This window comes from uncultured Marivirga sp. (assembly GCF_963974845.1).
Lineage (GTDB): Bacteria > Bacteroidota > Bacteroidia > Cytophagales > Cyclobacteriaceae > Marivirga > Marivirga harenae.
Genome location: NZ_CAXBEQ010000008.1, coordinates 100092 through 123863 on the forward strand (window position 1 = coordinate 100092; position 23772 = coordinate 123863).

Annotated in this window: 19 protein-coding genes; 10 read left to right on the forward strand and 9 right to left on the reverse strand. The window is 36.5% G+C overall.

From position 1 onward, the window contains the following. The first annotated feature begins 161 nt into the window (after window positions 1-161). Window positions 162-3602 (forward strand): amidohydrolase family protein, encoded by a 3441-nt coding sequence (locus AAC601_RS16425; RefSeq protein WP_340153856.1) that lies wholly within the window; start codon window positions 162-164, stop codon window positions 3600-3602. A gap of 428 nt (window positions 3603-4030) precedes the next feature. Here AAC601_RS16425 and AAC601_RS16430 read toward each other — a convergent pair whose 3' ends face one another. The 4 genes from AAC601_RS16430 to alaS all read right to left on the reverse strand — a co-directional run bounded on the left by AAC601_RS16430 (window position 4031) and on the right by alaS (window position 10295). Next, window positions 4031-4858: a helix-turn-helix transcriptional regulator gene (locus tag AAC601_RS16430; RefSeq protein WP_340153857.1), complete on the reverse strand. Its 828-nt coding sequence runs from the start codon at window positions 4856-4858 to the stop codon at window positions 4031-4033. A 195-nt stretch (window positions 4859-5053) separates the two neighbouring features. Continuing rightward, entirely contained in the window at window positions 5054-6193 is a 1140-nt protein-coding gene (locus AAC601_RS16435) for a redoxin domain-containing protein (RefSeq protein WP_340153858.1), read from the reverse strand. A 3-nt stretch (window positions 6194-6196) separates the two neighbouring features. Continuing rightward, window positions 6197-7660, reverse strand: a complete 1464-nt coding sequence (gene gatB, locus AAC601_RS16440) for an Asp-tRNA(Asn)/Glu-tRNA(Gln) amidotransferase subunit GatB (protein ID WP_340153859.1) — start codon at window positions 7658-7660, stop codon at window positions 6197-6199. A gap of 4 nt (window positions 7661-7664) precedes the next feature. Next, a complete protein-coding gene (gene alaS, locus AAC601_RS16445; protein ID WP_340153860.1) occupies window positions 7665-10295 on the reverse strand; it encodes an alanine--tRNA ligase in 2631 nt (876 codons plus the stop codon). 167 nt (window positions 10296-10462) lie between these two features. Between alaS and AAC601_RS16450 the strand changes: the two genes are divergently transcribed. The 4 genes from AAC601_RS16450 (at window position 10463) to dprA (ending at window position 14279) form a co-directional block, all read left to right on the forward strand. After that, window positions 10463-11440, forward strand: a complete 978-nt coding sequence (locus AAC601_RS16450; RefSeq protein WP_303270737.1) for a M23 family metallopeptidase — start codon at window positions 10463-10465, stop codon at window positions 11438-11440. 63 nt (window positions 11441-11503) lie between these two features. Then, entirely contained in the window at window positions 11504-12709 is a 1206-nt protein-coding gene (locus AAC601_RS16455) for a CapA family protein (protein ID WP_303270738.1), read from the forward strand. 109 nt (window positions 12710-12818) lie between these two features. Next, complete coding sequence (locus AAC601_RS16460; protein ID WP_303270739.1) at window positions 12819-13154, forward strand: MerR family transcriptional regulator; 336 nt, start codon at window positions 12819-12821, stop codon at window positions 13152-13154. Between the two features lie 18 nt (window positions 13155-13172). After that, the gene (gene dprA, locus AAC601_RS16465) at window positions 13173-14279 is read left to right on the forward strand and encodes a DNA-processing protein DprA (protein WP_340153861.1); all 1107 of its coding nucleotides are present in this window, start codon (window positions 13173-13175) and stop codon (window positions 14277-14279) included. Window positions 14280-14292: 13 nt separating this feature from the next. Here dprA and AAC601_RS16470 read toward each other — a convergent pair whose 3' ends face one another. From AAC601_RS16470 to AAC601_RS16480, 3 genes are read right to left on the reverse strand one after another with little or no spacing between them, the layout of a single operon-like run. After that, window positions 14293-15150 carry a universal stress protein gene (locus tag AAC601_RS16470; RefSeq protein WP_340153862.1) on the reverse strand — a complete coding sequence of 286 codons (858 nt, stop codon included), beginning with the start codon at window positions 15148-15150 and terminating at the stop codon, window positions 14293-14295. Beyond that, window positions 15147-16760 carry a BCCT family transporter gene (locus tag AAC601_RS16475; protein WP_303270742.1) on the reverse strand — a complete coding sequence of 538 codons (1614 nt, stop codon included), beginning with the start codon at window positions 16758-16760 and terminating at the stop codon, window positions 15147-15149. Before AAC601_RS16475 ends, AAC601_RS16470 begins: the two co-directional genes overlap by 4 nt. Window positions 16761-16775: 15 nt before the next feature. Next, window positions 16776-18038, reverse strand: coding sequence for a hypothetical protein (locus AAC601_RS16480; RefSeq protein ID WP_340153863.1), 1263 nt, complete (start codon window positions 18036-18038; stop codon window positions 16776-16778). A gap of 196 nt (window positions 18039-18234) precedes the next feature. Here AAC601_RS16480 and AAC601_RS16485 point away from each other — a divergent pair, with 196 nt between their 5' ends. The 5 genes from AAC601_RS16485 to AAC601_RS16505 all read left to right on the forward strand — a co-directional run bounded on the left by AAC601_RS16485 (window position 18235) and on the right by AAC601_RS16505 (window position 21810). Next, the gene (locus AAC601_RS16485) at window positions 18235-18888 is read left to right on the forward strand and encodes an HAD family phosphatase (RefSeq protein WP_303270744.1); all 654 of its coding nucleotides are present in this window, start codon (window positions 18235-18237) and stop codon (window positions 18886-18888) included. Further along, the gene (locus AAC601_RS16490; protein ID WP_340153864.1) at window positions 18881-19537 is read left to right on the forward strand and encodes a DUF4159 domain-containing protein; all 657 of its coding nucleotides are present in this window, start codon (window positions 18881-18883) and stop codon (window positions 19535-19537) included. Before AAC601_RS16485 ends, AAC601_RS16490 begins: the two co-directional genes overlap by 8 nt. Window positions 19538-19583: 46 nt before the next feature. Continuing rightward, window positions 19584-20219 (forward strand): hypothetical protein, encoded by a 636-nt coding sequence (locus AAC601_RS16495; protein WP_340153865.1) that lies wholly within the window; start codon window positions 19584-19586, stop codon window positions 20217-20219. 34 nt (window positions 20220-20253) lie between these two features. Beyond that, a complete protein-coding gene (locus AAC601_RS16500; protein WP_340153866.1) occupies window positions 20254-20910 on the forward strand; it encodes a DUF6048 family protein in 657 nt (218 codons plus the stop codon). 498 nt (window positions 20911-21408) lie between these two features. After that, window positions 21409-21810 (forward strand): ArsC/Spx/MgsR family protein, encoded by a 402-nt coding sequence (locus AAC601_RS16505; protein WP_303270748.1) that lies wholly within the window; start codon window positions 21409-21411, stop codon window positions 21808-21810. Between the two features lie 20 nt (window positions 21811-21830). Here the strand turns inward: AAC601_RS16505 and AAC601_RS16510 are convergent, their stop codons facing one another. Together AAC601_RS16510 and AAC601_RS16515 are read right to left on the reverse strand one after the other, a co-directional pair. Further along, complete coding sequence (locus tag AAC601_RS16510) at window positions 21831-23231, reverse strand: outer membrane beta-barrel protein (RefSeq protein WP_340153867.1); 1401 nt, start codon at window positions 23229-23231, stop codon at window positions 21831-21833. After that, window positions 23215-23763 carry an RNA polymerase sigma factor gene (locus AAC601_RS16515; RefSeq protein ID WP_340153868.1) on the reverse strand — a complete coding sequence of 183 codons (549 nt, stop codon included), beginning with the start codon at window positions 23761-23763 and terminating at the stop codon, window positions 23215-23217. The genes AAC601_RS16510 and AAC601_RS16515 overlap by 17 nt, the downstream gene beginning before the upstream one ends. Between the last annotated feature and the right edge of the window lie 9 nt (window positions 23764-23772).

Sequence of the window (23772 nt, forward strand, 5' to 3'; positions counted from 1 at the left end):
CTAATTATATAAGCGAAGGTACTATCATTATTTGAACTGAATTGTCAGCTAACTAGCATTTTTGCAAATGATTCAGCTTAACAAATCAACCATTCCTAAAATAACTCTGCACATAATGGGCAAATTTCACTACATTTCTACTATAAATAACCATTTAATCTATGAAGAAATATAGCATACTAAGCCTGTTGATTGCGGTAATCGCAATCAATTTTAGTGCTTTTGCCCAGGAAGATGAAAAGGCAGATAGCACTAAAAAAGCAACCAAAGAACTTCCGCTAGAACCGGAAAGAACCATCGAGTTTACCACTAAAGAAGGCACCTGGCTTTCTGTGGATGTGAGTCCGAATGGGCAGACCATCCTTTTTGATATGATGGGGGATATATATTCCATTCCTTTTACGGGTGGAAAAGCCACGAAAATAACAGAAGGTATGCCTTATGATGTGCATCCTCGTTACAGCCCAGATGGAAAATCAATTGTTTTTATCTCTGACAAAAGCGGTTCAGACAACATCTGGACGATGGATTTGGAATCGGAAGAGATGAAGCAAATCACCAAAGATGATAACCAAAATTATTTCTCAGCCGACTGGACCCCAGATGGCGAATATATTGTAGGTTCAAAGGGTAGAAGAAATGCCAAACTACATATTTACCACAAAGAAGGCGGCTCTGGTGCTCAATTAATCGACAAACCTGACAACTTAAAAGCCACTGATCCCGCCATCAGTCCTGATGGGACTCTGATCTACTTTTCACAAAGGAGATCTGCATGGAACTACAATGCGCAATTCCCGCAATATCAAATCGGTACTTACGATATGGAAGATGGTGATATGGCAAGCATCACTTCACGCTACGGATCAGCCTTTACTCCTACCTTATCACCTGATGGAAAATGGTTGGTGTACGGAACTCGTTTTGAAACTGAAACGGGTTTAGTAAGAAGAGATTTAAAAACAGGTGATGAAGAATGGTTGGCCTATCCGGTACAGAGAGATGAGCAAGAATCAATCGCTCCTTTAGGCGTTTATCCGGCTATGTCATTCACGCCAGACAGTAAGTTTATAATTGCCACTTATGGGGGAAAAATCCATAAAATCGACATCAACGCAAAAACGGCTTCAGAAATTCCATTCGAAGTAGATTTGAAATTGGAATTGGGCCCAAGATTGAAATTCGAATATCCGATTTCAGATAACAAAGAAGCATTTGTTACCCAAATCAGAGATGGTGTACCGTCTCCTGACGGAAGTAAATTGGCTTTTACTGCTTTAAACCGATTATATGTGATGGATTTGCCTGATGGAGATCCAAAAAGATTAACCAAGCATAATTTCACTGAAGCGATGCCAGCATGGTCACCAGACGGTAGTCAAATTGTATTTTCTACCTGGGAAGAAAAAGAAGGCGGACATTTATATAAAATTAATTCTAATGGCAGAGGAAAGCCAGTAAAGCTGACACAAAACCCAGCGCTATACCTTGATCCGGAATGGTCTTATACTCAAAACCGAATCGTATTCAATAGAGGAGCGAATCAGGTCTATAAAGATGCTATTGACCCATTCGGTTCATTAACGATGGAAGATTTAGCTTGGATTTCTGCTGAAGGTGGAAAAGTAACCTTAATTGATAAAGCAAAAGGAAGAAGTACTCCTCATTTCTCAAAAGTGTCGGACAGAATTTACCTCAATCATGGGTCTAAAGGTCTGATTTCAATCAGATGGGATGGTACTGATGAGAAGGAACATTTACAATTGACTGGAATTACCACTTATGGTTCTTCTATTGATATGATTCATGCGCACGATGGTTCTCATAATATTTTGCCAGGTGATGAGAAAGCATGGAGAGAAAATAATAAAGCTTCGAAGCCATCGGAAATCAGAATTTCTCCCGATGGAGAAACGGCTTTGGCAAAAATCAATAATGATGTGTATTCGGTAACGATTCCGAAATATGGTCAGACGCCTAAAATCTCATTAGCGAAAGCAGATAATGCTGCTTTCCCTGCCATGAAATTAACCGTTATGGGAGGCGAATTCCCTGCATGGTCTGGTGATAGTAAAAAAGTACATTGGTCATTAGGCGCCAGTCATTTCATTTATGATTTAGCTGCTGGTAAAGCTTATGCGGATAGTGTTGCAACGGCTAAAAAAGAAGCTGCCAAAAAGAAAGAGGAGGAGAAGGACGAAGATAAAGATTCTGAGGAAGACAAGGAAGAAGAGGACAAGGAAGAAAAAGCAGATGAGAAAAAAGACAAAGAAGAGAAAGAGGAAGGCTTCACGGCTAAAGAGATAAAAGTAAAAGTAGCTTATGAAAAAGATATTCCAGAAGGCACTATCCTGTTAAAAGGTGCGAGAATCATCACCATGACTGATCAGGGTGTGATTGAAAATGGAGATATCTTAATTGAAAACAACCGAATTACGGCAGTTGGTGAAAGTGGTAGTTTAGAAGTTCCAAAAGGAGCTAAAACCATTGAGGCTGGCGGTAAAACCATCACACCAGGATTTGTAGATACACACGCGCATATGTGGCCAAATTGGGGTTTACATAAAAATCAGGTTTGGATTTACTCAGCTAATTTAGCTTATGGGGTAACCACTACTCGTGACCCGCAAACGGCTACCACCGATGTTTTGACCTATTCAGACATGGTGAATTCAGGGATGATCCACGGACCTAGAGTATACAGTACTGGCCCTGGTGTTGGCTATTGGATGTATAAAATCAAATCTTTGGAGCATGCCAAAGAAGTATTGAAACAGTACAGTGAATACTATGATACCAAGAGTATCAAAATGTATTTAGTGGGTAATCGTCAGCAGAGACAATGGATCATTATGGCCGCTAAGGAATTAGAATTAATGCCAACCACTGAAGGAGGTTTGGATTACAAACTGAATATGACGCAACTATTGGATGGATATCCTGGTCATGAGCATAGTTTACCCATTGTAGGCATTTACAAAGATGCCGTTCAAACTATTGCAGAATCTAAAATGGCTGTAACCCCCACCCTATTGGTATCTTATGGTGGACCATGGGCGGAAGAGTTTTACTATGCTACTGAAGACCCTTACCATGATGAGAAATTAAAATACTTCACGCCTTATGAAGAGTTGGCTCAAAAATCGAGAAGAAGAGGCGCATGGTTTATGGAAGAGGAACACGTTTTCCCTAAGCATGCCAAATTCATGAAAGATTTAGTAGAAGCAGATGGTATAGGCGGAGTCGGTAGCCACGGGCAACTGCAAGGCTTAGGTTATCACTGGGAGTTATGGTCTGTTGCAAGCGGTGGCATGACCAATCTCGATGCTTTAAGAACGGCTACTATTCTAGGAGCGGAAGCTTTAGGCTTAGAAGGTGACTTAGGAAGTATAGAAGAAGGTAAATTAGCTGATTTATTGATTATGGATAAAAATCCATTAGAAGAAATCAGAAATACCAACACTTTGACGCACGTAATCAAAAATGGTAGAGTTTATGATGCCAATACTTTAGATGAAGTAGCCCCAAGAGAAAAGAAGGCTGAGAAATTTGAGTGGCAAACGAAACGTCCTGAGAATGTACCAGGTGTTCAGAAGGATTAAAATTTGATCTTAAAATAAATTCAAAAGGGATTCTGGTGTTAGATCAGAATCCCTTTTTTTGTTGTTACTATAAATAGAGCCCTTTCGGTAAATAAAAAACGATATTAATATAGCTTTAAATATACTTAAAGACTTTTTATTTTGAATCTAAGTCATTTATAAAACTTCAAAATTAAATCTTTTGATTGAAATTTGAGGTTTTAGAGATATTTGACAATACTATTTCCCAAATTATACTTTGTACTTATCTACCTTTCTTTTTGATTGAACAAAAAGAAACAAAAATTCAAGACAAAACAATGCTTCTACGCACTCCCCAACGCTGGCTTGCTGTTTTGTCCTCCCTCCCGCTCCCTCCGAGCAAAGATTATTTGGCTTTCAAGCTATGCGGTATTTATCAAGAGTTCCCTAAGTACTAATCAAAAAAATTAAGAAAGTACCGCAGAAAACTGATCCTTCTGATGGTCATTTGAAACTTCACTTGAGCTCATCACCTTAAAAATCATCACTAGCATTAAGATTTCAAAAACGGTCAAAGTAAAGAGCGCAGGAATTGCTAGTAAAATACTTACAAAACCCAAGCCGGAGACAATACCGAAAATTCCGGTTACCAATGAAAGTGTACCCAAGGATTTTTGCTTTAAGGCAAAAGCTGTCCCTAATAACAAATAACCAATTCCAAAGATCACACTTCTCATGATCAAGAGTGTTTCTACAGATAGATAGCCAGAATAAAACACAGCTATATCATTAATATTACTGATCACTATAAGTGCTATCATAAATAATGCACTAATCTTTAAAAAATCATCATTTAATGCTTTCCCAATCAAAAAGAAGGAATAGTAAAAGAAAGCGAATGAAAGCATCACTCCAATTTTTACAAGGCTATAATTCAAGCCAGAGACATCGCTCATACTTTCGTCATAAAAGCCTATTTCCATAAAGCCTTCAACAAATGATAGACATAGATAAATAATCCCTACAATTGCGCCCCACTTCAAGAATGACCTTTTACTTTCCAGTAAAACTGATAATTGATTTTTCTGCTCTTCTTTTAGATTCAGTTCAGAAAAGTCCACCTTTAGCACTTCCAAGATTGATTTCACGGTATAGCTTCTGGGTAGTACCTCACCCGCTTCAATTCTTTGAAGGGTACGAACATTTAAATTACATTTTTCTACAAGCTCTTCTTGCGTAAGCCCTTGCGCCTTCCTCCAATTTTGGATTTTATGGCCTAATTCAGGTTGTTTCATGTTATATATTGTTTTGTTGACCATGGCAAGTAGCTTCTTTGTACACTAAAATAAAATGAATTAATCAATATTAACCCCGACTTTTACACGACAATCTCCGTTAATCACTAATTTAAGCTATTTTAAGCAATATTGAACATAAAAAAACCCTAATTCATAATCGAATTAGGGTCTGTAAATTAAGAAATTTAAATATCAACTGGCTGGCTTTGGCTCTCCGTAAATTTCGGCAAGTTTCTCGTGTAACCTCTCTCCTCTTAGATTTTTAGCTACAATTTTTCCCTCGGGGTCCAGTAATAATGAATACGGAATACCATTGATTTTATATTCTTGTACTATTGGAGTTTGCCAAAATTTCAACTCCGAAACCTGAGTCCATTGCAAATTATCTACTTCAATTGCCTTTAACCAATCTTCACGTTTTTTATCAAGGGAAACTCCTAAAATCTGGAATCCTGCATCTTTATATTTGCTGTAAGCTTCTACAATGTTTGGATTTTCCTGTCGGCACGGCTTGCACCATGCAGCCCAAAAATCAACCAATACGTAATCTCCTCTGAAGTCTTTCAAACTTACCGTGTCTCCTTCAGGTGTTGGCATACTAAAATTAGGAGCTTGAGCTCCTACAGAAATCTTAGCCATCTCATCCATTTGCTGTTTATAAAAAGTAGCCATTTCGGAATTTGGATGTGCTGCTGCAATTTGATCTGCTACTTTTTTCATAAATTCAAAATCTTCATTTGGATTGAAAAAATTCATTCCTTGAATAGCAGCCAAAGAAGGTAACATTTCCTCAATCTGTTTCTTGATATTTTCTTTCTTCTTTTCTTGCATCAAAAGGAAATCATCCTGGATGTTCTTCATTTTTTCTTCATCCTGAGCATTTCTGGCAGCCATGAACTCTTTATTGATTTCTTCAACCTCTTTTTGTTGCTTCTTCATGATATCCTGCAGCTGGGTCATATACTCCATATCTTTTGAACCGGAAATCTCCAACTTGCCATTTCTATCTGCTCCATCAACGACCACTTTTAAATCATCTTCACTGACGATCAGGGTTGCAACCTGATTATTATAAAAATTCAATTGAAAAAATTCTGGACCTGTAACATCCACCGAGGTTTCAAACGTATTATTGGCGTCCAAATAAAGGGTATCCACCACTTCTCTTTTACCAGCACTAATTTTAGCTAATGAAATCACACCCTGGTCCTGTGGATTTTCTACCCTACCACTAATCGTAACTCCTGACTTATCTTCTTTTTCACTTCCGCAGGAAACAAAAAATAAAGCTGCAATAATAGCTAATGCACTATTTCTTAAGATAATCTTCATATTCTATTTTAAAGTTTGTTGTAATAATTCATTTGTCTTTTTAGGATCTGCCTTGCCCTTGCTCCTTTTCATTACTTCGCCAACGAACAATCCTATTAATCCTTTTCTTCCAGATTTATATTCTTTCACTTTATCTGAAAGCTCACTTAATACTTCATCAATTATTGGCTGAATATTCTCAGACGAACTTTCTTGAATTAAGTTCTCTTCCTCTGCAATAGCCTGAGCATCAGATCCCTGGTTTTCCAACATTTTACTAAAAATTTGCTGGTTTGCAATAGTATTACTCACTTTGCCTTCATCAACCAGTTTTATCAATCCTGCTAATCGCTGCGGAGAGATAGAAAACTGATCAATACTTGAACCATGTTCGTTCAGGTACGACTTCACTGGCCCCATTACCAAATTAGATGCAGATTTGTAATTCTGGGTCTCTTTACAAAGTGCATCAAAATAAAGAGCTACTTCTTTTGAATCAATTAATACCTGCGCATCATAATCCGGAATACCATACTCAGTTACAAACTTCTGATATAGTTCACGTGGAAGTGCTGGCATCTGAACTTTAATTTCATCAATCCAGTTCTCATCAACAATTAAGGGAGATAAGTCCGGCTCTGGGAAATAACGATAGTCATTCAATTCTTCTTTTGTCCTAAGGCTGGAAGTTGTTCCGCTGCCCGCATCAAAATCACGCGTTTCTGAGATGATAGTCTCTCCTTTTTCCAGCAAAAGAATTAGTCTTTCTGCTTCATGTTCAATAGCTCGATGTACATTTCTGATGGAGTTCATGTTTTTAACTTCTACCTTGCTTCCGTATTGCTCGGCATCTTTCAACATCACAGAAACATTGGCATCGCATCTCAAGGAACCTTCTTCCATATTACCATCGCATATTTCTAGGTACCTCACCAGCTTTCTTACTTCTGTTAAAAAGGAGTAAGCTTCATCTGCACTTCGCAAATCTGGTTCAGTTACAATCTCAATCAAAGGAACTCCTGCTCTATTATAATCGACCAAAGTATCCATTGCATCTTCAGTATGGATTGATTTACCAGCATCTTCCTCCATGTGGATTCTATTCAATGCAATGGCTTTTTCTTCTATAGCGCCTTTTGGCTTTATCCACACTTTGCCACCTACGCAAATTGGTGCTTTATCTTGAGTGACTTGATACCCTTTAGGCAAATCCGGATAGAAATAATTTTTTCTGGCAAATATATTTTCTTTTGTAATCTGGCAGTCACACGCCAATCCCATTTTGATGGCGTAATCCACAGCTTTTCTATTGAGCTTTGGTAAGGTGCCGGGATGACCCAACGAAATTGGACTTATGTGAGTATTCGGACTTGCTCCAAATGCCGTTGAATCACCGCAAAACAATTTGCTTTCTGTTAGCAGCTGCGCATGAACTTCAAGCCCAATTACGACCGTATATTTATTTCTTATAGATTCGTCTAAAGACATATTTTTATAATTCCTTAGCCATAGTTTTGGCTTGTGCTACTACATCTGCTAAACCTTCCAATTTCTTCCCACCTGCTGTGGCAAAAAAGGCCTGACCACCGCCTCCTCCTTGAATATTTTTAGCCAAATCTCTTATGATTTTTCCCGCATTCAAATCTTTGTTTTCAACCAAATTGTCTGAAATCACTACAGAAATCTGCGGTTTTCCATCGATCTCGCAAGCTAAAACTGCAAATAACGAATCGACCTCATTTTTAAGCTCAAAGGATAATTTCTTTAAAGCATCGGCATTAGGCAAAGTAATCTCGCTGATGATCACTGTAATATCGCCTTTCTTCTCAGCATTTTTGATTAACTCATCTTTCAATTGACCTGCCTGCTTTGATTGCTCCTTCTCCAAAGATTTTTGCAATTCATTCTTCTCTTTCATCAACTGCTCTACTGCCTGAGCCAAATCTTTCGGGCTTTTCAATAAAGCATTCACTTGCTTTAGAATTGCTTCTTGATTTAAGTGATATTCTTCTGCCTTTTCTCCTGTTACAGCTTCGATCCTTCTAATTCCAGCCGCTACAGAAGTTTCAGTGGTGATTTTAAATTGCCCTATATTTCCAGTAGCCGACACATGGACACCACCACAAAGCTCTACTGAATAATTCGGATCGAATGTAATCATTCTTACATTATCTCCATATTTCTCTCCAAAGAGTGCCATAGCTCCTTTGGCTTTTGCTTCTTCAATAGGAATATTTCGTTCCTCTTGTTGCGGAATGTTTTCCCTGATTTTTTCATTTACCCTGCGCTCCACTTTCAGTATTTCTTCATCAGTCATTTTAGAAAAATGAGAAAAATCGAAACGTAATATTTTGTCTGAAACCAAAGAACCCTTTTGTTGCACATGATCTCCTAAAATTTCCCTTAAGGCCGCATGTAAGAGGTGGGTAGCGGAATGATTATAAACAATTTTCCTTCTGCGCTCATTATCTATTTCAGCATATACCTTAGCATCTAATCGCGAAGGAATTTTATCCACAAAATGAACAATCAAGTCGTTTTCCTTTTTGGTATCCAATACCTTAATGGTTTGATCTCCAATTTTGAGATTACCAGTATCACCTATTTGACCACCACTTTCCGCATAGAAAGGGGTTTTATCTAGTACCACCTGAATTTGTTCTTTATTCTTAGTTTTTACAGCACGGTATCTTAAAATTTTGGCTTCCGATTTATTTTCATCGTACCCAACAAATTCTACATCACTGCCTTCGTTCACAATTTTCCAGTCGCCTGTTTCCATTTTAGCTGCTGATTTTGAGCGATTTTTTTGCTCAGTCATTGCTTGCTCAAAGCCTTTTTCATCAACAGTTAATCCATTCTCTTTCGCAATCAAAGCAGTTAAATCCAATGGAAAGCCATAAGTATCATACAATTCAAAAGCCACTGCACCAGATATAGCTGATTTGCTACTTTGCGAAAGCTCGGCTTTTATGCTGTCCAATCTTCTCAATCCATTCTCCAATGTTCTTAAGAATGCTGTTTCTTCTTCTTTAACTACTTTCTCGACTAATTCTTGCTGTGCTTTCAATTCAGAAAAAACCTCTTCAAACTGCTTGGCTAAAATTGAAACCAATTTATAAAGGAAAGGCTCTTTTAAATCTAAGAAAGTATAGCCATAGCGGACTGCTCTTCTTAAAATTCTTCTAATTACATAGCCCGCTTTATTATTGGACGGCAATTGCCCATCAGAAATAGATAGGGAAATTGCTCTGATATGATCCACAATTACACGGAATGCAATGTCTATTTTGCTTAGTTCACCATACTTTTTTCCAGAAATCTTGGCCACTTCATCTAATAAAGGAGTAAAAACATCTGTATCGTAATTAGATTTTTTATTTTGGATGGCCATGCAAATACGCTCGAAGCCCATACCCGTATCAATGTGTTTTGCCGGCAATGCATGCAAACTTCCATCGGCCTTCCTGTTGAATTGGATAAAAACCAAATTCCAGATTTCTACTACTAAGGGATGGTCATTATTCACCAAATCCTTCCCAGGTATTTTTGCTATATCCGCTTCATCTCTCAAATCCACATGAATTTCAGAAGCAGGACCACATGGACCGGTATCACCCATCTCCCAAAAATTATCACTTTTGTCTCCTTTTAATATTCTGGATTCATCAATATGATATTTCCAAAAATCATAAGCCTCTTGATCAAAGGGTATATTATCTGCTTTATCTCCTTCGAAGACCGTTACATACAATCTTTCTTTCGGGAGCTTATAAACTTCGGTCAATAATTCCCAAGACCACGCTATAGCTTCCTTTTTGAAATAATCTCCAAACGACCAGTTTCCTAGCATTTCAAACATGGTATGATGGTAGGTATCATGACCTACTTCCTCCAAATCGTTATGTTTTCCAGAAACCCGAAGACATTTCTGTGTATCGGTTACCCTTGTTGCTTCAGCACTTTTATTTCCTAAAAAATAATCTTTAAACTGATTCATACCGGCATTGGTAAACATCAGAGTAGGGTCATCTTTGATCACCATAGGCGCTGAGGGCACTATTTTGTGCTGCTTTTCTTGGAAGTAATTCAAGAACTTTTTACGTATCTCACTGGAAGTCATGGAGTAAAGTATTTGTATTTAATGTTTTACTTTAAAATAAAATGTTTATATTTGCTTTTATCAATGAGATTTATCAAAAAATTTGATTTTTGATGAACCTTTGTGCAATTTTGCGGATTAAAGAATCCGAATACAAAATTAGAAGTTTTTAACGAGTCTAAAACGGAATGGCAAGAATTAAATACTATTACGACACCGAAACTTGCAGATATGAGCGAGTTAAGGTTTCAAAGTGGGACATATTTTTAAACTTATTAGGCTTTTTGTCTGTAGCTTTAATTTTAGCAGTCGGAATTATTATTGTTTATAATTCATATTTCGACTCTCCAAAGGAGGCTCAACTCAAAAAAGAAAATAAAGAACTCCAATTCTATTATGAAATGATGGAAAAGGAAGTTAATAATGTTCAAAAGGTTTTATCGTCTTTACAAGAGCGAGATGATGAAGTTTACCGAAATATAATGGGTGCTGAACCCATCCCATCTAGCATCAGAAGCGCAGGTGTTGGTGGCGCAGAAAGATATAAAAACATCATTGAAAGTGAATTAGAACGTGAAAATTTAATTCTTGGGATGATGCAAGATTTGGATAAGGTGAAGAAGCAAATGTACATTCAGACCAAATCATATGATGAAATCTTGGAATTAGCAGAAAATAAAGAGGAAATGATGGCCTCGATTCCAGCTATCCAACCTATTCCCAATAAAGAATTAAAAAGGTTAGCTTCAGGATATGGGATGAGAATGCATCCGATTTTGAAAGTAGTAAGAATGCACGAAGGTTGTGATTTCTCTGCCCCAAGAGGAACTCCAATCTATTCCACAGGTGACGGAGAGGTTGTTCTAGTCAGAACTACGTTTGGTGGTTTTGGAAAATTAGTTGTAATAGATCATGGTTTCGGCTTTGTAACGAAATATGCTCACATGTCATCATTTAATGTGAAAATAGGTGATAAGGTCAAAAGAGGAGATTGCATAGGATTTGTTGGGACAACAGGAACTTCAACCGCACCTCACTTACACTACGAAATCCATAAAGACAACAAACCCATTAATCCTGTACACTACTTCTACCAAGATGTATCGGATGAGGAATATGAAAAATTGTTAGAGCTTTCATCTAGAGAAAATCAATCGTTAGGATAATCTTTAAAGAAATTGAAAATTTAAAAAGCAGTCAATAGGCTGCTTTTTTTAGCCTCAGTCCGTATGAATAAATCCGTTTTTACATTTCTTATTTTGTTTATCGTCCTTTCGGGCTGTAAATCCCTGCAAAAAACATCGAAGCAGGATAGCAAAAAGGATTTACAGGAGAATGCGCAAGCACAAATTGACAGCACTGAACTGAAAAAGGATTCAATTATAATTGCTCTACAAGATACAGTAAAAAGGCAGGAAGAAGTTGTCATTAACATCCATCCAAAAAAGGCAGATACTATCACTGTAATTGGAGTTGGTGATATTATGATCGGTACTAATTTCCCAAATGAAGGTTATTTACCACCAGATTCAGGAAAATACATGCTTTCTTCCGTGGCTCACGTTTTGAAAGATGCAGATTTAACTTTTGGTAATCAGGAAGGGGTTATCCTAAACGAAGGAGGAGAAGCAAAAAGTTGCTCTGACCCATCGTTATGTTATATCTTCAGGAGTCCAGAGCATTTGGCGCAGCATTATGTAAATGCTGGGATTGACATGATGAGTTTAGCTAATAACCATGCCGGGGACTTTGGAGACACAGGTAGAAAAAATACAATGAGGGTTTTGGACAGCTTAGGAATTCACCATGCCGGCCAATTAGCTCAACCTTTTAGCATTTTTGAAAAGGATAGAATAAAATACGGATTTGTTGCTTTTTCTCCCAATAACGGGACTCAAAGCATCAATGATATGGATGCAGCCGTAGGCTTAGTTCAACATCTGGATAGTTTGACAGATATCATTATCGTTTCATTCCACGGAGGAGCCGAAGGTAAAAAGTATCAGCATGTGACCCGTGAGAGAGAATACTTTTATGGGGAGAATAGAGGAAACGTATATGAATTTTCGCATGCTATGATAGATGCAGGAGCCGATATTATTTTCGGTCATGGCCCTCATGTTGCTAGAGCAATTGAAGTGTATAAAAACAGATTTATCGCATATAGTTTAGGGAATTTTGCTACCTACGGGAGATTTAATTTAAGAGGAGAAAATGGGCTTGCTCCCATTGCAAAAGTTTGGATTCTGGAAGATGGAAGTTTTATAAAAGGAAAGATAATTTCAGCCTTGCAAAAAGGAGCAGGAATACCTGAAATAGATGTAAATCATGGAGCTTCGCAAAAAATAAAAGAATTAACAGATGCTGATTTTCCAGAATCAAAGATTTTCATTGACCCAGAAGGGAATATTCGCTATATTCAAGAACAATTTTAGATAGTGCTTTTATAAGGCTATTTAATTTCTTGACGTTAGCATTTTTATTTTATCCACGCTAGTTATAGCGGAATGAATTTTTTTTTAACATTAGCATATTGAAAATATCGTGCCATACAAGGAAAAAACCATAGAGAAAAAATACTACACCATAGGTGAAGTAGCTGAGCAATTTGATGTTGCCACCTCATTGATTCGATTTTGGGAAGGAGAGTTTGATATTATCAAGCCAAAGAAGAACAGGAAAGGAAACAGACAATTTACCAAGGAAGATATCGATAATGTAAAATTGATTTATCACTTAGTAAAAGAAAAAGGCTTTACGCTACAGGGCGCCAAGGATATGCTTAAAAACGATTCTAATGAAGTTCGTGATAAAATGGAAATGTTGGACTCTCTTAGAAACATCAGAAACTTTTTAACCGAAATAAAAGAAAATATATAAAACCAAAAATCTCCCCGTATGAATGCAGAGGAAAAGGCACTTTTAAGCCTGCATTTGATCCCCAAAATTGGTAACCTTACCATTAAAAACCTTATAAGCCATTGCGGTTCCGCCCAGGCAATCTTAGACCTACCTTACTCCAAACTGTTGAAAATTCCTGGCATAGGACAAAAAACCATTGACAATATTAAAAGTAGAGTAATTACTGATTATGCTGAAAAGGAGTTTGCCCTTGCAGAAAAGAAGGGAGTCAAAATTATAAGTTATTTAGATAGGGACTACCCCTTTCGGTTAAAACAAATCCCTGATGCACCAATTCTAATCTACACCAAAGGCCAATTCCCCATTGACAGAAAACAACCCACTATTGCAGTGGTGGGTACAAGAAATGCTACTAATTATGGGAAGAAATTGACTGAGGAAATGGTTGAGAAGCTGAGCCCACTAAAGCCAATTATTTTGAGTGGTTTGGCTTACGGAATAGACATACATGCTCACCGTGCCGCCTTAAAGAATCATCTTTCTACATATGCAGTGATGGGATCTGGAATGGATGTCATCTATCCATCCGCTCATCAATCTACAGCCACAGAGATGCAGAAAACAGGTGGAATAATTACGGAGCAAGCGTTTGGAACAAAACCAGATGCCTTCAACTTCCCAGCTAGAAACAGAATAATAGCGGGTATGGCAGATTTAGTGATTGTTGTGGAAGCCGCCAAAAAAGGAGGTGCATTAATTACTGCAGAATTAGCTAATTCTTATGACAGAGAGGTAGGTGCTTTTCCTGGAAGAATTGGCGACAGCTACTCTGAGGGATGCAATAAACTCATCAAACAGCATAAAGCGCATTTAGTGGAAACCGCAGATGATGTTTTGTATATCATGAACTGGGAATTGGAAAACCAAGCAGCTATAAAACAAAAAGTATTGGATCTGTCTTCCTTGAGCGAGGAGGAACAAAGCGTAATGAACACCCTGCTACAAAATAACAAAGAGCTTCCCATTGATATTCTAAGCATCAAAAGCCAAATAAATCTCAATCAGCTGGCCCGTATTTTACTGAATTTGGAAATGCAGGGCCTAATTAAATCTATTCCTGGGAAACGGTATCAAGTGGCCTGAAAGCAGGCACAATTTACTGTACTAAAAGAACAGGAATAGACCTGTCAGGCTGAATAAGCTTTTCTGCCACAGAACCAATTAATAAGTCATCGTCATCCGATTTTCCTTTGATCCCCACTACTATTAAATCTACATGATGCGTTCGGGCATAATTATAGATCACCTTATCCGAAGGCTGATCATTAGCATATTCCACCCACGCATTGGACTGAGGTTGTTTTGTGTATCTTTCCCTAAAGTGATCTAATGCCTTTACCGCTTTTTTCCTCTCTTCCTCTACAAGTTCTTCTGATTTCTGCTTCACAAATGGGAAATAAATAGCAGGCACTTTATAGACATGAAATAAACTAAAATTTGAACTAGAATCGGGAATGAAATGATTTAGAAACTTCACAGCTTTCTTAGAATATGTAGAGAAATCCACACAGAGCATAACATTATCGAAATGAGGACGGGATGTTTCTGTTGTGAATAAAATAGATTTATCGATCAAACGAGCAATTTTGGAAGCAAAAATACCAGACCCTGGATTTATTACCTTTTTACCGAAAACACAAAGATTATACGCACTAGTATTCACCCAATTGGTTAAGTCATCCTTTCCACCTTTATTATGGATTTTAACTGAATAATCTTCAGCTCCCCATCCAGCCTGTGTAGCTTTTTCAACGATTTCATCTTCAAGGATTTCTTCCAATGGTTTATCCAAGTCAGGAAATTGGGAAGAAAAATCATCTGTCAATTCTTGCAACTCAATGTAATGAGCCAGACATATTTTATCAAAGCCCCAAACACCTTCCAGTTGTTTTACTTGTTTCAGTACTATTTCGTCCATTTTGGACATATCCAAAAATACTATTACATTCTTCATCCCTCTTTGTTTTTAGTGTTTTTCTCACTTCTCTTTCCCAGAACAGATTTTAACTTTTCTTGGTAAGATTCAAAATCAGTCTCTTTATCTATGGCTAAGTTACGTGCATGTTCTTTCATCAATCCTTTATAAAGACTGAACATCATTAAAATCAAAATGAATGCGAATGGTAGCCCGGTAGTGATGGCAGCTGTTTGTAAGGCTGTGAGCCCACCCCCCACTAGCAATACAGCAGCGACTGCTCCTTCAGAAACTGCCCAGAAAATTCTTTGACCAACTGGCGCGTCTAATTTACCACCAGCGGTGATACTATCAATCACCAATGAACCGCTATCCGAGGAAGTAACAAAGAAATTGATGACCAATATCACTCCAATACCAGAGGCTATTCCCGTCAGTGGGAATTGTTCTAATAATACGAACAGACTTGTAGACGCATTAGCTACGATTTCAGGACCAATATCAGCTATTTCATTAAGTTGAACCCAAATTCCAGTTCCACCAAAAGCTGTCATCCATAAGAATGTCAATAAAGTCGGTACCAATAGAACACCCGTAATAAATTCTTTCACAGTCCTTCCTTTGGATACACGTGCTATAAACATTCCTACAAAAGGTGACCAACTAATCCACCATGCCCAGTAGAAAACAGTCCAGCCATTTTGCCAACCGCCTTCCCCATCCTTAGCATAAGATTCCGTCCAGAAACTCATGCTGAAGAAATCTTGGATATAGTTACCTAAATTCTGAATATAAGAATCGAAAATATACAGGGTGGGTCCAACTGCAATAATAAATATTAAGAATATTGCACCAATCCTAATGTTCAATTCACTTAAATTCTTCACTCCTTTGTCAATGCCCGAAAAAACAGAAATAGTGGCAACCAGGGTAATTCCAGCAATAAGTAATACTTGGGTGGTGACCGTATCTGGGATATCGAAAAGATAGCTTAATCCAGAATTTACTTGTTTCACTCCTAACCCTAAAGAAGTAGCTAGACCAAATAAAGTAGCCAAAACTGCGATCACATCAATCACATCACCTATCCATCCATAGATTTTATCTCCTAAAATTGGATAAAAAACCGAACGAATGGTAAGCGGTAATTTTCTTGAAAAAGCAAAAAAAGCAAGTGAAAGCCCTACTAAAGCATAAATACCCCAAGCATGAAGCCCCCAATGTAGAAAACTAAATTGCATAGCTTGAGAGGCGGCTTCTCTAGGATTTTCTACATCCTGTGGTGGAGTTAAAAAATGAGTCATGGGCTCTGCTACACCCCAGAAAATGATGCCGATGCCCATACCTGCACTAAAAAGCATAGCAAACCACGCACCACGACTAAACTCTGGTTTAGCATCTTTTCCTCCTAGTTTGATTTTACCCAGTTTACTAAAACCAATCACAATACAAAATATTAAAAACAAATTAGTTACCAATACAAAAAACCAACCCGCATAATCAGAAATACCAGCTTGAATTTTGGCAAAGACTTTTTCCATAGGTTCACCAACTACCAAAGTGACAGTGATGAAAACCACAATCAAAATGGTTGCCGGCCAGAAAACCGGTTTATGAACATCGAAATATTTACTTAATTTATTCTTCATAGTGCTTTCTTCTATTTAGAAATAATAACCAATATTTATATTGAATCGGGTATTGATAGTAGGTTTTTCAAGCGGTGCATTGATAGCTCCTTCCTCAGTAACGCCTACCCTTCCATTTACATTTTCACCTCTTCCACTACTTAATGCATTTCCACCAAATGCATTACTTAGCCATGGTTGATTAATGCCTGAAGCAATATCAAAAAACGTATAGGTATTCCCTGCGGTCACCATAAACCCCAAAATATTCTGCTGGGAATCTACAAATTTGTATTCCTCTCCCAAAATTTCAATGCTTCCATACTTATACATATAAGAATAATCATCATAAAACGTCAGAGAGGAAATTGGTCCCCATTCCAACTTATACTCATAAGACAAACCCAATGAGAAAGTAGTAGCACTTGATGCCACTTGATAGGTGTCAAATCCGTACGCTCCCATATTAACATAGTCTACTGAATTCCCTGCATCATCTATACTATTGGGATAATCATAATGAGTTAATTGAAAATTAATTCTTGCTACTTTATTGACAGCATATTGAGAATGAAATGCGGTGGCCCAATGAGCAAAGCTTTTTCCTATATTAGAATTAAATATTTCACCAAACTGCCCAGAAAGTCCTATCAAGAATTTCCCTTTTTCATATTCAGCTCTTGCATTGACCTGGTTTCTTTCTTTATTTCCATTATAGCCATCGGAAGGAATAACATCATAAGAATATCTGGCAGATGCGAAGCTTCCGTAATCCGGTTCACTAACACCCCTGGGTTCTGCCATTAAGAAGTATGCTAAGTGGTACGTCCAATTTTCTTTTTGCCATTTAAATTTCAAGCCTGTATCATAATCGTCTTCCAAGCCGAAGTAGTATGGTAAATGAAACCACCAAGAATTACCTGAAAATTCTAACTTACCAAAAGGAACCTGGGTGACTCCCAATTGCATTTGTAGTTGATCAGAAAAGTCATGAAATAAAAATGCTTTTTTCACAAAATGCGTATTAAAGCCCGGGTAAAAGCGATATTCGAAATCAATTCCTACATTTTTGGTCTGTCCATTAGCTTCCAATCGGAAAGTATCCCAAAAGAATCCATTTCTATTCTCTGTAGGCAAAGGAGACGTTTTCCCTTCATATATAGTATATATTGTATTAAAACGAACCGCGCCACCTACTGTAATGAATGTGGTGTCTTCATCATCTAAAAGTGCTTGAGCTGTACTTTCAAAAGAAATGTAAGTAAAAATGGTTATCAAAAATAAAAATCTAATGTTCATATCATGAGTATTAGAATTCAAAAAGTGATACTATAACAATAAATCAATACACGAATTGTTTAGATCATTATCTAAAAACATAATATAGTTGATTATAAAAGCAAAGTCAAAAATCAAGTAATTACAAGAAATGCAACACTTATTAAGGTAATTAAAGGGATTTTAACTTATTTCGTAATTCTTTAAAAAAACAGAAATGCACGATATATTCTCTAACAAAAAAGCCATTATTTTTGATATGGACGGAGTTATAATTGACAATATTTCTTACCATATTGAAGCTTTGAAAATATTTTTAAAACAATTTGGTAAAGAGGTCACAGAAGAGGAGTTTCAAAATCATTACAACGGAAGAACCATTCAAGAAGTGATTTTAGACTTAAAACCGGGAGCTGATCCTAAGGAAGTGATGCGTTTAGCTGAAGAGAAAGAGAAAATATACCGTGATTTATACAGCCAGGACTTGGCTCCAACACCTGGCTTAATGGAATTTTTGCCAAAAGCTAAAAAAGCAGGTTTGAAAATGGCAGTGGCCACTTCAGCTATTACAGCCAATGCAGATTTCACCTTAGATGGCTTAAATATTAGAGAATATTTCGATGCGGTTATTGATAGCACAATGGTTATAAAAGGAAAGCCGGACCCACAGATTTATATAAAAGCTGCAGAACAATTGAATATTTCTCCTGAAAATTGCGTTGTGATGGAGGATGCATTGGCAGGAATTCAGTCGGCAAAAAGTGCAGGAATGGATGTCATTGGATTATACACTTCTTTAAAAAAAGAAGAACTACCCAACGGACTGCTGATGAAAATAAAAGATTTTAATGAACTGAATAAAAATGAATAAAAATCTCAGCATACTACTCGTATTTCTTTTTGCCATATTTTCTGCTTATTCACAGCAAGTAAAAATAGCCAAATTAAAATATAGTGGAGGTGGAGATTGGTATGCCAATAAAACAGCACTTCCGAATTTAATCAATTTTTGCGAAAAGGAATTAAATCTCCCGCTGAGTAATAAAGACTATGTTGTGGAAGTAGGTAGTAAGGAAATTTACCAATATCCCTATATTTATATGACTGGACATGGCAATGTAGTTTTTTCGGATGATGAAGCTCAAAATCTAAGGAATTATCTCATCTCAGGCGGTTTTTTACATATAGACGATAATTATGGTCTAGACCAATTTATAAGATTGGAAATGAAAAAGGTATTTCCGGCATCTGATTTTGTAGAAATACCATACGATCACCCTATTTATCATCAAAAATTCAAATTTAAAGATGGTCTCCCCAAAATACACGAACATGATGGGAAGCCGGCTCAAGGACTTGGCATTATTTATGAAGGTAGGGTTGTATGTTTTTATTCTTATGAAAGTGATTTGGGAAATGGCTGGGAGGATCAAAGTATTCATAAAGACCCAGAGGCCGTTAGATTAAAGGCGCTTAAAATGGGAGCCAATATTATTAGCTTTGCTTTCACTCAGGATTAAACCGTATGTACATAATAAATCAATTAGAAAGCTTAATTTTGCGGTCATGTTGAAAACTGCCACCAAACATATTGTTATTGCCCTAATTGGACTTTTCCTCTTTGGTGCTTGTGAACCTTGTGATGATTGTGGTCCCGACAATGCATACCCATATTTCAATTTGAGTATTCTGAACAAAACATCTTTAGATACACTGACTCAATACAAAAGCAGATTGAATACTGAAATAAAAGCTGTGGACGCAGCATTAGATAAACCTGAAAACGCTCCTGTTGTTGACTCATTAAATAACCTCAGAACGCTAAAGTCAGACTCATTGGCTTTAATAAATGCCCTAATCACAACCACAAATGATAAAACCATTAGTATCGAATCTATAAATGGAAAAACCAATTTATTTGAAAATGTTAGAGGAGGGGATAGTTTAAATAGATTTCGCATACCAATTAATACGCTGCAGACTGAGTCCGAATATATTATTAAAATTGAACTCGCAGACTCTTTACGATTTATGAAAATCGAATATCAATTGAACGACACCACAATTAATAGCAAAATCACCAAATCTGTGAAAGATTTAAAGGTGATTGAACATCAATTTGATTCCTTAAGAGGGCCGTTTGGTTGCCAACCAATTTCCGATTGTATCAGTAATGAGCTTGAAATATATGTTGAAATATAAATTCTTATACCTTTTATTATTCATACCATTATCGATGACTCAAGCATTTGCACAGGATTCAACAGATGAAAATTCTGAAGAACCTGAAATGCAGGAGAAACTTAAAAGATTAAGCTTAGGAATTGGGTTTGATTATCTAAAACTACACACTTTATTAACTGACAATAGTGAAAAATGGGAAGGAGCAGTTAATTTTCTAATCTTAGAGAAACTCTCAGTAATCGGTGAATACGGTGTAGCAGAACTAACACCTGAAGAAGCCTATAAAAACTCAGATTATAAGTCTGACGGCAACTACTACCGGATTGGGCTTGACTACCATTTTACAGTAAACCCAAACAACTTTTTACTTTTAGGTTTAAGATATTCACAAGCATCTTTTAATGAAAATATAGCGTATGAAATCGGAAATCCTGTATTTGAAAATGAGACCGGGGAACTCAATCGAAATAATTTAACAGCACGATGGTATGAATTTGTATTAACTTCTGAGAAAAAAATAAAAAGGATTCGAAAAAAAGATATCCCTGATTTTCTTTCCATTGGCTTTAAATTCCGACTAAAATCACTTCTACAATATGATGATTTTGATGATTTTAAAATAAAAAATATTCCGGGCTATGGCAGAACTAATATTAGTTTAAATCCGGAATTTAATCTCTACCTAAAATTTAGAATACCACTTAATTAAACTATTTTTATAGATCTTTGTAAATCAAGGTGATCTATAAGAATGATTTGAATCTACTTTCGTTTTTCATGGACGCAGCTAGAATTTGAAAGCTACTCTAAAGACTTTCCGTAAACCAACTTTTATAAGTTAAATAAGGCTTGATAAATAGTAAGGAAGTCCTTAAAAGTTCCTAGTCATACTTCAATACAAGAAAATCAAGATAATTTAGACTGCCCAATTCTTCTGATGATTACGTCAAAATTGGCTCAGCCTTGTATAATTAAAAGATCTATAAACCTCTTCTAACTTAGAACTGACTCTTCAAATATTTCTCAAACGGTCTAACAGTTTCCAATTTTGAAATAAAATCGTGACTACTAGAATGAAATACAGACATTATTAAGCAGGCAATCTGAGAGTCGGATATCAAACGTTGGTAAATATTAGTAGCCTATATTTGAAACTTCAACTCGGGTACATAGTTCAATATACATGGAGACACAGAAAAAGACTAATATGGAAATTAAATTCATCTACGATAGCAGTCAAATTAAAGAGAGAGAAGCTTTTGGCTATGCAACTTCTTTAGATCAGCATTATATAAATGCGATTGACTTAAGCAAAGAGACCTTAACTGAAAGGCAATGGGCCGAACTTGCCCAGAAGCTTAACATCACTGTAAAGGAATTAATAGATGAAAATAATGACTACTATCAGGATGAGCTAAAAGATAAAGATTTTGATGAACACGACCTTTTACAATTAATTAAAGACCACCCTCAAATTATTAGAACTCCAATAATTGATTCAGAAAAATATGCGAAATTCATAAAATCGCCTTATGATTTTAATGAAATGGATATGGCTTTTAAAGAAATCAAAAAACATTTAGCAAATAAGGGCGAAAGCGATGAGTAGCTAACTCCATAACTCAATTATTAAAACATATATGCCAAGCTCATATTGAGCCCCATAAATGCCGGCATGCTGCTAAATGTAGCATCATCGGTTGTTACATTAGATAGTGCACGTTTGTATGTTGGCATAATACTTAATGCATATTTATCTGCGAAGGGATAACTTACCTCTATCCCAGCAATGCTACTTGCAAAAAAGTTCTTATATGATTTTTTGTCACCTTGACTAAACTGAATTTCATTGATTTGATCGCTTCCACCTTTCAAAGTATTTCTAACTATGAAATCTCCCGATAGTCCAGCAACTAAAGAAATATCAAATTTACTATCAATTACTTTGTAAGAAGCCATAACAGGAATTGTCAAAATATGTAGATCATTATACAATTCATACTCAGATGTAACATTCACGACCCTACCGTCCGATATTTCTGTTGAACTACTTGCCCCATGATATGGGTATAACTGATCACTGTTCCTATCTCTTAATACTGTACTACTAAGGGAGGAAGATCGATAAGCACCATATTGCAAACCTGATTTTATATTCCACTTGTCATTTAGAATTACTCCAAAATTTAATCCTAAAGTAAAAGAAATATTGCCTTGCATAGGCGCAGAACTTAAGTTTTCAACAGTTTCCCTCTCTTGCTTGGCATTAAAATTTGTATTATCACTAGTTGTTCTTCCTGCAGTACCAGGATTATTGAGTGTAGAAACGGTAGAAAATAATGGTGTTTCAGTAATTTCCGAATTAGGGTTAAAACTTCCCGATCCAATATTTACATTCGTATTCCAAGCAAGGTCTGACTTTTTCTTCGGTTTATCCAGACTACTAACTGCAAAATAGGAAACTTCCTCAACTGCAACTTCCAATTTAGGAAATTCAATCAATGCTGGTGAAACGGCTTCTATTTTTGATATAAAAACATCCGATTCTCTCCCGATTTCTTTCTCATAAAAAACAATAGTCTGATTATTCTCTATTGAAGATGATTTAATACTCGCTGTTTGATTATCATTATTAGAAACTGCAAATGCATTTCCTTCAAAATTACTTTTATCTTTATCGTCTTCTTTGTCGCTAGCTATTAATTCCGGTTTAGCCAGGAAAACATCATTATTACTGATGAATAATTTTTGAACATTACTTTCTGGAAGCTCAACAGGAGCTAGTGTAGTATCCTGTTTTACCTTAAAGGTGAAATCCTGCAAATTAAAATAGATAGAAATTAAAGCGATAAAAATTACTGCAGCGGCAAGATTTCTATAGAAGGCAGCTCGTTTCTGCATTTTTCCATTTTCTTGCTTAAGCAATCCAGCTTCAATCCCTTCCCATACATTATTGCCAGGCTGAACTTCAGCTTGGTCAAGTTTTCTGCGAATAGAATCGTTAAATTTATCTTTATTGAAATCTTTCATTCCCCCACTTACTTTGTTTCTCTAATTGTTCCATTAATATTTTTCTTGCTCTTGCATATTGAGATTTCGATGTCCCTACGCTTATATCGAGCATTTCTGCAATTTCTTTATGTTGATAGCCCTCAACTGCGTATAAGTTAAAAATTACTTGACATCCTGTAGGCAAATCTTGTATTAAATCCATCAAATCTTCAACTGCCAAGCTATCTACTGAGAGAGAATTAATTCCTTCTCTTATTTCTTCTACGTCAACCATAGGATAGAGATACAACTTACTTCTCTGATGATTTAGCGCAGTATTAATAATGATTCTTTTAATCCAATAACCAATACTTGATTCCCCTCTAAACTTCACTATATTCTCAAAAACCTTTATGAACCCTTCCTGCAAAATATCTTCCGCCTCTAAAGTTGATTTTGAATAGCGCAAAGCTACAGCCATCATTCCCGAGGAGAATTGCTGGTAGAGTTCATATTGACTCTTTCTGTCGCCCTTCTGGCAACCTTTTATAAGTTCTTTGGTTCTAGGCATGACAAAAAC